This is a genomic window from Rhizobium sp. G21, from assembly GCF_014158035.1.
GTDB lineage: Bacteria > Pseudomonadota > Alphaproteobacteria > Rhizobiales > Rhizobiaceae > Rhizobium_E.
Genome location: NZ_JACFXW010000001.1, coordinates 3,814,461 through 3,828,089 on the forward strand (window position 1 = coordinate 3,814,461; position 13,629 = coordinate 3,828,089).

Consider the following 13,629-nt stretch of genomic DNA (forward strand, 5'->3'; position numbering starts at 1 on the left):
CGGCTCTTGATACGCGCCTTTCTAGCGCTTGGCGTTCAGTCGCCAGTCATATTTCAGGAAGCCTATTTTCAGCCGATCCTCGGCGAGGCGTTTCTCAACGTCGCCGTCCAGGCCGAGCGGTCCGGCATAGGTCGCCAGAAATGCGGAGAGGCTGTCGGCGCCGCGAAACCCTTTCTCGAAGTCTTCCCGATACCATTTGAAGATCGGCGACACGTCGAGCCTGTCGCCGTTCAACCGGTTGCGGCTGCGGTCCGACAGAAAGAGAATCGTCTGCTCCTCCAACTGGCTGTCGAGCCGATCGCCGGAATATGCTTCGGTCCGCAAGGCTGGGCAACCGATGCTGGCGCAATTGACCGCGAAATGGATCCGCGGATCGTCGTAGCGCCCCGAGCCGCGAATGAGCCGATGCTCGATGTCGTCCAGGGAGCGCTCGCTTCCGAACAGCTTCACGAAATCCTTGCGCCATGGCGACGACAGCAGCGTGCCGAGATCCTTGATGGACGCGATGTCGGGATAGGCTTTCGCCACGAGGTCGATCGTCGCGGCGTTGTAGACGTTGATCAGGAAAGCCAGCTGATCCGTCTTCGGCCATGCGTCGAAGGCCTTGCGGTCCACGGCCGCGGCGTCTTCGAGATAGGACGACAACGTCGACTGCAAGCCCTTGATCGCCGCGTAATCCACCACGGTGGAACGGCCGCCGTCCTGGCTCGAAACGGTGCGCTCGAGCAGGCCGTTCAGGAGCGAATGGTCGAAACTCTCCGCCCGCGCAAGCGTGCCGGCCATTGCGAGGATCAGGGCGATGAATGTCCGGACGAACCGCGTCATGGTCATGCCCCGCGCCTCCAGGCGTGAAACCACTCCAGGAACCTCAGCGTCCGGGGAGACATGCGCTTTTCTCCATTCTCCGGCCGCGTATTTGGCGGCTTCCGAAAAGGTCGGATAAGTATGGATCGTGCCCAGAATCCGGTTGAGCCCCAGCCCGTGTTTCATGGCCAAAACATATTCGGCCAGAAGATCGCCGGCATGTTCGCCGACGATCGTGACGCCGAGAATCCGGTCCTTGCCCGGCGCCGTCAGCACCTTGACGAAGCCTCTGGCGGCGCTGTCAGCGACGGCCCGGTCGAGTTCGGCCATATCGTAGCGGACCACTTCATAGGCGATGTTCTGTTCACGGGCCTCCTGCTCGTTGAGGCCGACGCGGGCCACTTCCGGATCGATGAAGGTGGCCCAGGGAACGACGCGATAATCGGCGCGAAATTTACGAACGATCCCAAACAGCGCATTGACCGAGGCGTACCAGGCCTGATGTGAGGCCGTATGGGTAAACTGGTAAGGTCCGGCCACGTCGCCGGCGGCGAGGATATTGGGGAAGCGTGTTTGCATGAAACCGTTGGTGACGACGGTGCGTCCCACCGGAATACCCAGCTCCTCCAGTCCAAAGCCGGCGAGGCGCGGCGCGCGACCGACGGCGCAGACGAGCATATCGAAGCCGATACGCTTCTCGGCCCCGTTCTGTTCGACCTGGATGACGCGTGAGCCGTCGGCCTCGCGCGACACGGCGAGCGCCTTGTGACCGGTCAGGATCTCGACGCCGTCCGCTTCCAGCGCCCGTCCCGCACAGAGCGCAACGTCTTCGTCCTCGCGGATCAGGATGCGCGGCGCCATCTCGACCTGGGTCACATGCGATCCCAGCCGGGCCAGCGCCTGCGCCAGTTCGACGCCGATCGGTCCGCCTCCGAGCACCACTACGCGGCGCGGCGCCTGTTCGAGCGCGGCGAGATGATCCCACAACGTGTCAGAAGTCAGATAGCCGCTGTCCTCAATCCCGGGGAGCGGCGGCGTGAAGGGAGCGGCGCCGGTTGCGATGATGATCGATCGCGTCGTCAGCGTCGTCTTGCCGCCGTCCGCGCGCGCGATTTCGACCGTCCATGGATCGACGATGCGCGCGCGCCCTTCGATCACGTCCACGCCCAGCGCCGTATAGCGCTCGATGCTGTCATGGGGTTCGATGGCGCGGATCACGGCGCGGATGCGCGCCATGATCGACCGGAAGTCGATGTCGGGGGTCGTCGCGGCCAGTCCGTAGCGATCGGCGTGGCGCATCTGGTGGGCGAGCCTGGCGCTCCGGATCAGCGCCTTGCTCGGCACGCATCCATAATTCAGGCAATCGCCGCCCATCTTATGGCTCTCGACGAGCGTGACCCGGGCCTTGACCGCGGCGGCGATGTAGGCGCTGACCAATCCCGCCGCGCCTGCGCCGATGACGACGAGATTTCGGTCGAACGCGGCGGGTTTCCTCCATCGGCTATACAGCCTGCGACGCTGCCACAAACCCACGGCGATTTTCGCCAACCACGGAAACAGGGCGAGCAGGACGAAGGACCCGATCAGTCCGGGCGACAGGATTCCGGCGAGATCCGTCAACCGGGCGATCTGCGTGCCGGCATTGACGTAGACCAGCGTCGCGGGCAGCATGCCGAGCTGGCTGACCCAGTAGAATGTCCGGGTTTTGATCGGCGTAAGGCCCATCAGAAGGTTGACCAGGAAGAACGGCAGGATCGGTATCAGCCGCAGGGTGAACAGATAAAAGCCGCCGTCGCGCGCCATGCCGCTATTGACCGCATCCAGCCGGTTGCCGAACCGGGCCTGCACGGATTGCCGCAGCAAATAGCGCGATGTCAGGAAGGCGAGCGTCGCGCCGAGGCTGGAGGCGAACGACACGAGAAGGCTGCCATAGACCAGACCGAACAGCGCCCCGGCGGCGATCGTCATCAAGGAGGCGAGGGGCAGCGACAGCGCCGTCACTGCGGTGTAGATCAGAAAGAAGATGATTGCGGCGGCGATGGGCGACTGTTCCTTCCAGGCCGAGAGAACGCCGAGATTGCGCTTCAAATCCTCCAATGAGGCGCCGTCGCGGAGCACCACCGCGCCGCAGACGATTGCGGCCAGGACAACAATGGCCAGGACGGATTTTCGGTTCATCATGCGCAAGACCCCCGAGCCGCTTTCGGAATAGAGGGCGCGATTGGACGAAGAGCAATCGGCGCATCGCCCGGTGCGCGTGACGTCCTGACGTCTTCGGCCAGCGGCTCCCCGCCCGCATCGTCCGCCGCGTCGGGGTCGGAGAATTCAGTGCTTTCCGATAAAGCGCCGTCACTCGGGCCTGCTGCTTTGCGCAATGACGTTTCCCTTGTCTCCTGAGCTGCGATCACGATGCCACAAATGGCCGCGCAAGTGGAATGGGTCGCGTTCACAATTGCTTGTGCGGCGATCCCTCGTCGGCAGGCTCCGCAGCGGCGCCAGGCGAAAACCGAGCCACGAAACGCCGATCGATGCGATCCTTCCATTTCCAGACCCAATGGCCTTCGATGCTGAAGCGGCCCCAGGATGCGATCGCATATCGGTCGCCGCACGCCAGCAGATAGAGGGTCGTCTTTCGCGGCCGATAGGCCTTCATCGGTCGCCCATCGATTGCCGCCAGCAGATTTTCGGCCAGAACGGGGCCGGCATGGACGGCATGAACGCCGGAACGCCGGAAATGCGGATCGTCGCGCGAGCAGACGTCGCCGGCTGCAAAAACCTCTGGATGGGAAAGGCTGCGGTGGAAAGGATTGACGCTCACGAACCCGTCGGCGTCAAGGCGCAGTCCCGAGGTTTTCAGCATGGCGGGGGCGGATGCGCCGGTGGCGGCGAGAACCGCGTCGGCGGCAAGGAATTCTCCCGAAGCGAGCGTGACGCCGTCTTCCGCGCCGGCGGCGCGTTCGGCGATCTGCTCGACGCCTGCTCTCCTCAACGCCTGGATGGCCCGGCGCCGCACGCTCGGCGAATGGTCGCGCAGAAAGCCGTCCGCACCAGTGACGAGCCGGACGCTCGCCGAGGGACACGCCTTTCTGAGGGCGCGGTTTGCAGAAAGCGCCAGCTCCATCCCCGCGGCCCCGCCGCCGATCACCACGAGACGATAGTCGTCCCGCGTCACGGCGTCTCGCATCACGTCGGCCCAACGCCGCTGGAAAACCTCCAGCGGCTTGATCGTCAGCAGCTTCCGACCGCTGGCGTCGAGCCGGTCGCGGCGGGTTTCGCTGCCGATGTCGAGCGAGAGTCGGTCATATCGCAGCCGCGAACCGTCCGACAGCTGCACACGGCGCGCCCCGGCGTCCATCCCGACCATGGAGGCCTGAACGAAACGGGCGCCGGCTCGATCCGCAAGACGCCGGAGATCGATACGGATGTCTTCTTGCGAGTAGTGACCGGCCATCCACCCCGGCGTCATCCCGGAATAATATTGCCAGCACCCAGGCGATACGACAGTCACGTCGATATCGCGCCGCGCGAGCCGGGCCAGGCTTTCGAGGACAAACAAATGCGCATGGCCGCCGCCGACGAGAACAAGGCGTTTCAAGGACGTCTCTTCGAAACAGGCGCGCCGGGGAGACGGCGCGCGCTCTGATATCCGACGCAGTGCGTCCAAACGGACGCGCCGAGGTCGAGTTTACGCGACGGTTGCTTCAATCACCAGGCCGACGGGAGCGCCACGCCTCGCTTCTCTTTTCTCGGTGTTCATTCCGGTTGCGTATCGATACTTACGATCGGCGGCGTCGATTGGATCGGAGTGGGGCGCTATGGGCCATGCGGCGGCCGCCTCTTGGATCAATCGACACGACCGGCGATCCAGTCCCCGTCTCCTGCAATATCTCGACTGAAAAATCGGGGTCGTCGACCGCGCGCGCCAGGATGACGGCTCCGACCATGGCCGCCCAGCTTCCGATCGCAGCACGGCGCCTATTGGCGTCGTCCAGATCTGGGAGCGCCTTTTCGAGCCGAGCGATCTGCGCGCGTAAGCCATCGGTCATGGCGGCCTGCGCGGCGGGCGTCTGGTGTCGGATGGCGGCGGCCAGGCTCGGCGTCGGGCAACCGGCGGCCGGATCGTCGCGATGGCGCGGCGACAGATAGGTCCGGACGAAGTCGCCGAACGATGCGCCGTTGACGCTGTCGGCCGCGAGCGCATGCGTCAGCGTCTGCGCCACCAAATCGTCCTTGGAGTCGAAGTGTCCGTAAAAGCCGCCATGCGTGAGCCCGGCCGCTTTCATGACTTCGGCGACGCTCACCGCCTCGAACCCCTTTTCCTTAAACAACCGGCTTGCGACGTCCAAAATACGGCGCCTGTTTTCCCCATCTGCTCTCGGCTGACTTTCATCTTCACGATTCTCCGACCCGCCCGTTGACATAATCATGATGACTGTCATATTTAAGTGCAATCATGATGATCGTCATGATTATAGCGTCAACGATGGAAAAGAGCAATCCGATGAGTGCAATTCCTGCAGTCTTGATCACCGGCGCCTCCACCGGCATCGGCGCAGCCTATGCCGAGAGGTTCGCGCGGCGCGGACACGACCTCGTGCTGGTCGCCCGCAACGTCGAGCGCATGGAGACGCTTGCGCAGCGCCTTCGCCAGGAGACGGGCGCGGCGGTCGATATCGTCCCCGCCGATCTCACCCGGACGACGGATCTCGCAAAGATCGAGACCAGGCTGCGTGACGACGCGCGCATCGGCATTCTCGTCAACAATGCTGGAACGGCGATCGGCGGACAATTCATCGAGCAGAATGTCGACGACATGACCCGGCTCGTGGCGCTGAACGCAACCGCGCTCGTCCGGCTGAGCAGCGCCGTTGCCCCACGTTTCGCAGGGGCCGGCGAGGGCGCGATCGTCAATATCAGCTCGGTGGTCGGTGTCGCGCCGGAGCTCGGCATGACGGTTTATGGCGCGACCAAGGCTTTCGTCCTGTTCCTGTCCCAGGGGCTCGCGCACGAATTGGGTCCGAAGGGCGTCTATGTCCAGGCCGTGCTTCCCGCCATCACCCGGACCGAGATCTGGGATCATGTCGGCGCCGACGTCGACAGCATGGGCGAAGTCATGGAAGTGAGCGATCTGGTCGATGCGGCCATGATCGGTTTCGACCGCCGCGAAGCGGTGACCATCCCGTCGCTGCATGACGCGGGCCTGTGGGATGTTCATGACGGCGCGCGTCAAGCCCTGCTGGGCAATTTCGTCAACGCGCTTCCCGCAGATCGCTATCGCGCGCTCGCCTGACCGTCGTCGCGGTCGATCGAAGACGACGCCCTTTCTGGCGGGATCCGCCAGGACCATCTCGGCGTCGCGCGGATGGGCGCGGCGTTTGCGATCGACTGACCCGGGGATCGGGCCATGCCGGGCGTCGTCCATCCTGATCGGCGCCTTCGCGGTGACGGGCGCTCGCCTCGTTCGGACGCGGCTTTCGTCCCGCCATGCGCGCCGCAGGCCATTGCTCGCCAGCCGGCCTTTTGGGCGCGTCCTTATGTTTTCTTTATTCCCTCTCCGCTTCTTCCCAATCGAAGCCTGACCCGAGGCGCCGGTAAACCTGTGTCGGTATCAACAGGAGAACCGGACATGTCCGACCTCGTCAATATCGCGCTGGGCTCCGGCGCGCTTTTCGTGCTGGCGCTCTACGCTCGCGCGCTCGATCGCCTGTGAGGGAATAGCAATGCTCGAACCCCTTTTCGGCCTTTTCGTCGCCGTCGCCCTCGGCGTCTATCTCGTCGCGACGCTCCTGCGTCCCGAACGCTTCTGAACGGGAGCACATCATGACTCTTCTCGGATGGCTGCAAATCAGCCTCCTCTTCCTCGCCGTCCTCCTCGTCATCAAGCCGCTCGGCCTCTACATGGCGAAGGTGTTTTCAGGCGAGCGGACCTTCATGTCGCCCGTGCTCGGCCGCCTGGAGCGCGATCTCTACCGCCTGAGCGGCGTCAGGCCCGACAAGGAGCAGAGCTGGCTCGCCTACACGCTCTCCATGCTCGCATTCTCGCTGGCGGGTCTCGCGGCGCTCTACGCCATGTTGCGGCTTCAGGCCTATCTGCCGCTCAACCCGCAGGGTTTCGCCGGCGTGCCGGCCGATCTCGCCTTCAACACCGCCGTCTCCTTCGTCACCAACACCAATTGGCAGAACTATGCCGGTGAAGCCACGATGAGCCATTTCTCGCAGATGGCCGGCCTCACCGTGCAGAATTTCCTGTCGGCCGCGACGGGCATGGCGCTCGCCGCCGCCGTGACCCGCGCTCTGGCCCGCTCCAAGGTCGCGACGCTCGGCAATTTCTGGGTCGATATGACGCGCGCCACGCTTTATGTACTGCTGCCGCTCGCCATCGTCGTCGCGCTGGCTTTCGTGGCGATGGGCCTGCCGCAGACGCTGGACGCCTCGGTGACCGCCGCGACGCTCGAAGGGGCCAACCAGGTCATTTCGCTCGGCCCCGTGGCCTCGCAGGAAGCCATCAAGCAGTTGGGCACCAATGGCGGCGGCTTCTTCAACGTCAACGCCGCCCATCCGTTCGAAAACCCGACGGCCTGGTCGAACTATCTCAACATCTTCGCCATGCTGTCGATCTCTGCCGCCATGGTCTACACCTTCGGCCAGATGGTCGGAAACCGCAAACAGGGCTGGGCGCTGATCTCGGCCATGGCGATCCTGCTGATTTCCGGCGTCGCGGTCACCTATTGGGCGGAAGCGCAGGGCAATACGATTCTGACCGCGCTCGGCGTCGATCCCGCGCTCGGAAACATGGAAGGCAAGGAAGTCCGATTCGGCCAGGCCATGACCGCGCTCTACGCCGCCGTGACCACGGGTCTTTCGGATGGCGGCGTCAACGGCATGCACGGCTCGTTCACAGGGCTCGGCGGCCTTGCACCGATGTTCCTGATCCAGCTCGGAGAAGTGCTGCCCGGCGGCGTCGGCTCCGGCCTCTACGGCATGCTCGTCTTTGCGATGCTGTCGGTTTTCGTCGCCGGCCTGATGGTCGGCCGCACGCCGGAATTTCTCGGCAAGAAGATCGAAGGACGCGAGATGAAATTCGCCATGCTCGCGGTGCTCATCCTGCCGCTGGTGATCCTCGGCTTCACCGCCGTATCGGCCATGCTGCCCTTCGCGGTGGCGAGCGTGGGTACGTCGGGGCCGCATGGATTGTCGGAAATCCTCTACGCCTATACGTCCGCAGCCGGCAACAACGGCTCGGCCTTCGGCGGGCTCACCGGCAATACGGCCTGGTACAACACCACGCTCGGCATCGCCATGCTGCTCGGTCGTTTCGCCTATGTCGTGCCGGTCATGGCTATCGCCGGATCGCTCGCCGCCAAGGTGAAGTCGCCGGCCTCCGCCGGCACCTTTCCCACCGACGGCCCGCTCTTCGTCGGCCTGCTCGTCGGCATCATCCTCATTCTCGGCGGCCTGCAATTCCTGCCGGCGCTCGTGCTCGGCCCTGTCGTCGAACACTTCGCCATGCTCGCCGGCCAGACTTTCTAAGGAACCATCATGTCAAAAGACCACAAGGCTCCAGGTCTTCTCGACCCGTCGATCCTGTTTCCGGCGATGCGCGACGCCTTCGTCAAGCTCGATCCGCGCAAGCTCCTGCGCAACCCGGTCATTTTCGTGACCGAAATCGTCGCCGTCGTCGTGACGATCCTGTTCATCCGCGACCTCGCCGCAAATCCCGGCGAGGCCGGTTTCTCCGGCCAGATCGCCGCCTGGCTCTGGTTCACCGTGCTCTTCGCCACCTTCGCGGAAGCCGTGGCGGAGGGCCGCGGCCGGGCCCAGGCCGACAGCCTTAAGAAGACCAAGTCGGAACTCGTCGCCCGCCGGCTCGCCGCCAATGGCAAGACGGAGACGATTCCGGCCCCCAGCCTGAAGATCGGCGACGTCGTGCTTGTCGCGGCCGGCGAGCTCATCCCGGGCGACGGCGAGGTGATCGAAGGCGTCGCCTCGGTCAATGAGAGCGCGATCACCGGCGAATCCGCCCCCGTGATCCGCGAATCCGGCGGCGACCGCTCGGCGGTGACGGGCGGCACGCAGGTGCTGTCGGACGAGATCAAGGTCAAGATCACCGTCCAGCCAGGCTCCTCCTTCGTCGACCGCATGATCGCGCTGATCGAAGGCGCGCAGCGTCAGAAGACGCCGAACGAGATCGCTCTGTCGATCCTGCTGTCGGGCCTGACGCTGATCTTCCTGTTCGTCTGCGTCGCGATATGGGGTCTGGCCGGCTATTCCGGCACGGTTCTGTCGGTCACGGTGCTGGCCGCGCTTCTCGTGACGCTCATCCCGACCACGATCGGCGGGCTGCTCTCGGCCATCGGCATCGCCGGCATGGACCGTCTCGTGCGCTTCAACGTCATCGCGACATCGGGCCGCGCGGTGGAAGCGGCCGGCGACGTCGACACGCTGCTGCTCGACAAGACCGGCACGATCACCTTCGGCAATCGCATGGCGAGCGACTTCGCTCCGGCCCCCGGCGTCACGCCTGCGGAATTGGCGGAAGCCGCGCTCCTCGCTTCGCTGTCCGACGAAACGCCCGAGGGACGCTCGGTCGTGGCGCTGGCCACCGGCGATTTCGGCGTCGCCATGCCGAAAACCCAATTCGACGCCGTCATCGGCTTCACCGCCGAGACGCGACTGTCCGGCGTCGATATCGGCGCCCGCCGGCTGCGCAAGGGCGCGGTCGATTCCGTGCTGAAATTCACCGGCCTCAGCGAACAGGACGCGCCGGCCGAGTTTCGCCGGGCGGTCGACCAGATCGCCCGCACCGGCGGCACGCCGCTCGCGGTCGCCGACGGCGAGCGCCTGCTCGGCGCCATCCACCTCAAGGATGTGGTCAAGCCCGGCATCAAGGAACGCTTCGCCGCGCTCCGCGCCATGGGCATCCGCACGGTCATGGTCACCGGCGACAATCCGGTGACGGCGGCGGCCATCGCCTCGGAGGCCGGCGTCGACGATTTCCTCGCCCAGGCGACGCCCGAGGACAAGCTCGCCTATATCCGCCGCGAGCAGCAGGGCGGCCGCCTGATCGCCATGTGCGGCGACGGCACCAACGACGCCCCGGCGCTCGCCCAGGCCGATGTCGGCGTCGCCATGCAGACCGGCACGCAGGCCGCCCGCGAAGCCGCCAATATGGTCGACCTCGACTCCAGCCCGACCAAGCTGATCGAGATCGTCGAGATCGGCAAGCAACTCCTGATGACGCGCGGTTCGCTGACGACCTTCTCGATCGCCAACGACGTGGCCAAATATTTCGCCATCATCCCGGCGCTGTTCGTGGCCACCTATCCGGCGCTCGAGGCCCTCAACATCATGGGGCTGGCCTCGCCGCAGTCGGCCATCCTGTCCGCCGTCATCTTCAACGCGCTGATCATCGTGGCGTTGATCCCGCTCGCGCTCAAGGGCGTCGGCTATCGTCCGTCCGGCGCAGCCGCGCTGCTTCGCCGCAACCTTCTTGTCTACGGCGTCGGCGGCCTGATCCTGCCCTTTGCCGGGATCAAGGCGATCGACATCGCCGTCAGCGCCCTTCATCTGGTGTAATCATGCTCAATCATCTCAGACCCGCATTCACCCTCGTCCTCGCCCTGACCGTGCTGACCGGTCTCGCTTATCCGCTTGCGATCAACGGCATCGCCCAGACCGTCATGCCGGATGCGGCCAATGGCAGCCTGATCCGCCGCGACGGCAAGATCGTCGGCTCGGCGCTCATCGGGCAGAACTTCGCCTCCGACCGCTATTTCTGGCCGCGCCCGTCGGCCACCGGCCCCGATCCCTACAACGCAGCTGCGTCATCGGGATCGAATCTCGGAGCCACCTCGGTCAAGCTGAAGGACCGCGTCGCCGCCGACGTCGCCAAACTCGCCGCGGAAGGCGTTGCCACGCCCGTCCCTGGCGATGCGGTGACGACGTCGGGCTCGGGGCTCGACCCGCATGTCTCGCCGGCCTTCGCCGCGGCGCAGGCGGCGCGCGTCGCCAAGGCGCGCGGGCTCAATCCCGCCTCCGTCGCATCGCTCGTGGCGCGGCAGATCGAAAAGCCCGCGCTCGGCGTTATCGGAGAAGCAAGGGTCAATGTGCTAGAGCTCAATCTGGCGCTCGACGCCCTGAAGATGTGAGAGGCCGATGGCGGATAACGACCGCAGGGACGAGCGACGTCCCGATCCCGACGCCCTGCTTGCCCTGGCGGATAAAGACCGCCGGGGCGCTGACCGTTTTTCTGGGCGCCGCGCCTGGCGTCGGCAAGACCTATGCGATGCTGTCGCGCGCCCGAAGGCTGAAGGCCGATGGCGTCGACGTCGTGGTCGGGCTGGTCGAAACCCATGGCCGCAGCGAGACGGCGGCGCTGCTCGACGGCCTCGACGTCCTGCCGCGGCGCAGGGCAGCCCATCGCGGCCGGATGCTGGAGGAGTTCGATCTCGACGCCACGCTGGCGCGGCGTCCGCGAATCGTCATCGTCGACGAACTCGCTCATTCCAATCCCGAAGACAGCCGGCATCCGAAACGGCACCAGGACATCGAGGAACTGACCGCCGCCGGCATCGACGTCTGGACGGCGCTCAACATCCAGCATCTCGAAAGCCTGGCCGACCTCGTCGCCCAGATCACCGGGGTGACGGTGCGCGAACGGGTGCCGGACGTCGTGCTGAAGCGCGCCGACGAGGTGCTCCTGGTCGACCTGTCGCCGTCCGAACTGATCGAGCGTTTGAAGGAGGGCAAGGTCTATCTTCCCGAAAGCGCCAATCGCGCCGTCGACCGCTTCTTCCGTCTCGGCAACCTGACGGCGCTGCGCGAACTGGCGCTCAGGCGCACGGCGGACCGGGTCGACGATCAGATGGTCGACTATCTCAGGCAGAACGCCATCGACGGTCCCTGGGCCACCGGCGAGCGCCTTCTCGTCTGCGTCGGTTCGGATCCGGTGTCGGAAAAGGTCGTGCGCGTGGCGAGCCGTTTGGCCTCGGGCCTCAATGCGCCCTGGCTGGTCGTCTCGATCGAGCGCGCCGACCGGGAAGTCGAGACGCCGGAGCGGCTCCAGCGCATCGAGGCGCTGTTTCGCCTCGCGGAACAGTTGGGCGCGGAGACGCGGCGCGTCATCGGCAACGACTTCGTCGAAGAGATCCTGAAGCTGGCGCGGCGCGAACATGCGACGCAGATCGTCATCGGCGCGCGCAAGCGCGGCCGCTGGCAGACATTGTTCAGCCCGTCGCTCACCGATGCGCTAGCGCGGAGGGCCTCGGGCTTGGGCGTGCATATCGTGACGCCGGAGGGCGGCCCCGGCGAGGTCCGGCCCGGCGCGCTCCGCCTGCCGCAGGCGACTGCGCTGCGACAGGCGGCGCTGTCGGCGGTCGGTTTCGTCACGCTGACCACGATGGTCGGCAAGAGCATCGACATGTTCGTGAACCTGCCGAACATCTCGCTGCTCTACCTGCTCGCGGTGCTCGGGGCGTCGGTCACCGGAGGCTATGTCGCCGCCTTCCTCGCAGCCGCCCTGTCGGCGCTGGCCTATAACTTCTTCTTCATCGAACCCGTCCATACCTTTACGATCGCCGCGCCTCACGAGGTGTTCGCGCTGTTCGTCTTCATCGCCGTCGCCATGATCGCCGGCGGGTTCGCGTCCCGCATTCGCGAACAGGCCGAGATTGCGCGGGTGAGGGCGGCCGCCCTGCAATCGCTCTACGATTTCTCCCGCAAGCTCGCGAGCACGGCCAAGAGCGACGATGCGATCTGGCTCACCGTGTCGCAGCTGCAGGCGAGCCTGAAGCGGAAGGTGGCGCTGCTTGCGCCGCGCCAGGGCGATCTCCACATCGCCGCCGCCTGGCCTCCGGACACCGAGCTCGACGTCACCGACATGACCGCGGCGCGCTGGGCCAACGACAAGCGCGAGCCTTCCGGGCATGGCACGGGCACGCTGCCGAACAGCCGGTTCCAGTTCAGGCCGCTCCTGGGGCCGCACGGCGTCACGGGCGTCTGCGGGATCGAACATGTCGGCGAACCGCTGGATATCAATGCGGAACGCGCCTTGACCGCGATTCTCGACCAGACCGCCATCGCGCTCGACCGCGCCAGGCTCGCCGATGAAACCGTCGAGCAGGCGTCGAAGCTCGAGGGGAGCGGTATCGCGAAGCCCTGCTGTCGTCCATCTCGCATGATCTGCGCACGCCGCTGGCGACGATCCTCGGCGCGGTGACGGGCCTGCGTCAGCTCGGCGACCGCATGACTGCGGAGAACCGGGACGACCTTCTCCAGTCCATCGAGGAGGAGAGCGGCCGCATGAGCCGCTTCGTCGCCAACCTGCTCGACATGACCCGGATCGAGGCCGGCACGTTGAAGCCGAAGCTGGACTGGGTGGATGTGTCCGACGTCGTGCAGGCGGCCGTCGAGCGGACCCGCAATCATGCGCCGGGCCGCCTGATCGAGACCGGAATCGCGGCGGATCTCCCGCTCATCCGGGGCGACAGCGTGCTCATCGGCCAGGTGCTGTTCAACCTCCTGGACAATGCCGTGAAGTATGGCGGCGACGAGCCGATCAATGTCTACGCCCGTCGCGACGGCAAGGATGTGGTGATCTCGGTCACCGATCTCGGCAAGGGCATCCCGCCCGAGGATCTGGACCGCATCTTCGAAAAATTCTATCGCAGGGGAAAGCCGGATGGCCGCGCGCCGGGCACGGGACTGGGGCTTTCCATCGCACGCGGCTTCGTGGAGGCGATGGGCGGCAAGATCCATGCCGAGAGCCCCGCGCTGAGAAAGCGCGGCACGCGCATCGTCATGCGTTTTCCGGGAAGCGAGAAATAG

At 65.6% G+C, this 13,629-nt stretch carries 7 protein-coding genes and 2 pseudogenes; 6 read left to right on the forward strand and 3 right to left on the reverse strand.

Going from position 1 to position 13,629, the window contains the following annotated elements:
• Positions 1 to 21: 21 nt before the first annotated feature.
• The 3 genes and pseudogenes from H2O14_RS19015 to H2O14_RS19025 all read right to left on the reverse strand — a co-directional run bounded on the left by H2O14_RS19015 (position 22) and on the right by H2O14_RS19025 (position 5,194).
• On the reverse strand, positions 22 to 2,982 hold the full coding sequence (locus tag H2O14_RS19015; RefSeq protein WP_210275477.1) for an FAD-dependent oxidoreductase: 2,961 nt from the start codon (positions 2,980 to 2,982) through the stop codon (positions 22 to 24).
• 268 nt (positions 2,983 to 3,250) lie between these two features.
• The gene (locus tag H2O14_RS19020) at positions 3,251 to 4,399 is read right to left on the reverse strand and encodes an FAD-dependent oxidoreductase (RefSeq protein ID WP_182828887.1); all 1,149 of its coding nucleotides are present in this window, start codon (positions 4,397 to 4,399) and stop codon (positions 3,251 to 3,253) included.
• A gap of 181 nt (positions 4,400 to 4,580) precedes the next feature.
• Positions 4,581 to 5,194, reverse strand: a pseudogene (locus H2O14_RS19025) (TetR family transcriptional regulator).
• A gap of 111 nt (positions 5,195 to 5,305) precedes the next feature.
• Here H2O14_RS19025 and H2O14_RS19030 point away from each other — a divergent pair.
• From H2O14_RS19030 to H2O14_RS19055, 6 genes and pseudogenes are all read left to right on the forward strand, one after another.
• Positions 5,306 to 6,094, forward strand: a complete 789-nt coding sequence (locus tag H2O14_RS19030; protein WP_182828888.1) for an SDR family oxidoreductase — start codon at positions 5,306 to 5,308, stop codon at positions 6,092 to 6,094.
• Between the two features lie 430 nt (positions 6,095 to 6,524).
• Complete coding sequence (gene kdpF, locus H2O14_RS29515) at positions 6,525 to 6,611, forward strand: K(+)-transporting ATPase subunit F (RefSeq protein ID WP_182829440.1); 87 nt, start codon at positions 6,525 to 6,527, stop codon at positions 6,609 to 6,611.
• Positions 6,612 to 6,624: 13 nt separating this feature from the next.
• A complete protein-coding gene (gene kdpA, locus H2O14_RS19040) occupies positions 6,625 to 8,334 on the forward strand; it encodes a potassium-transporting ATPase subunit KdpA (protein ID WP_182828889.1) in 1,710 nt (569 codons plus the stop codon).
• A 9-nt stretch (positions 8,335 to 8,343) separates the two neighbouring features.
• Positions 8,344 to 10,380, forward strand: coding sequence for a potassium-transporting ATPase subunit KdpB (gene kdpB, locus H2O14_RS19045; RefSeq protein WP_182828890.1), 2,037 nt, complete (start codon positions 8,344 to 8,346; stop codon positions 10,378 to 10,380).
• Positions 10,381 to 10,382: 2 nt separating this feature from the next.
• Positions 10,383 to 10,952 (forward strand): potassium-transporting ATPase subunit KdpC, encoded by a 570-nt coding sequence (kdpC, locus tag H2O14_RS19050; RefSeq protein ID WP_182828891.1) that lies wholly within the window; start codon positions 10,383 to 10,385, stop codon positions 10,950 to 10,952.
• Positions 10,953 to 10,959: 7 nt separating this feature from the next.
• Positions 10,960 to 13,629 (forward strand): annotated as a pseudogene (locus H2O14_RS19055) (ATP-binding protein).

Excerpts from the sequence above, each read along its gene's own strand:
- H2O14_RS19015 (WP_210275477.1), bottom strand. The coding sequence starts at position 2,982 with ATGAACCGAAAATCCGTCCTGGCCATTGTTGTCCTGGCCGCAATCGTC.
- H2O14_RS19030 (WP_182828888.1), top strand. The coding sequence starts at position 5,306 with ATGAGTGCAATTCCTGCAGTCTTGATCACCGGCGCCTCCACCGGCATC.
- kdpF (WP_182829440.1), top strand. The coding sequence starts at position 6,525 with ATGCTCGAACCCCTTTTCGGCCTTTTCGTCGCCGTCGCCCTCGGCGTC.
- kdpA (WP_182828889.1), top strand. The coding sequence starts at position 6,625 with ATGACTCTTCTCGGATGGCTGCAAATCAGCCTCCTCTTCCTCGCCGTC.
- kdpB (WP_182828890.1), top strand. The coding sequence starts at position 8,344 with ATGTCAAAAGACCACAAGGCTCCAGGTCTTCTCGACCCGTCGATCCTG.
- kdpC (WP_182828891.1), top strand. The coding sequence starts at position 10,383 with ATGCTCAATCATCTCAGACCCGCATTCACCCTCGTCCTCGCCCTGACC.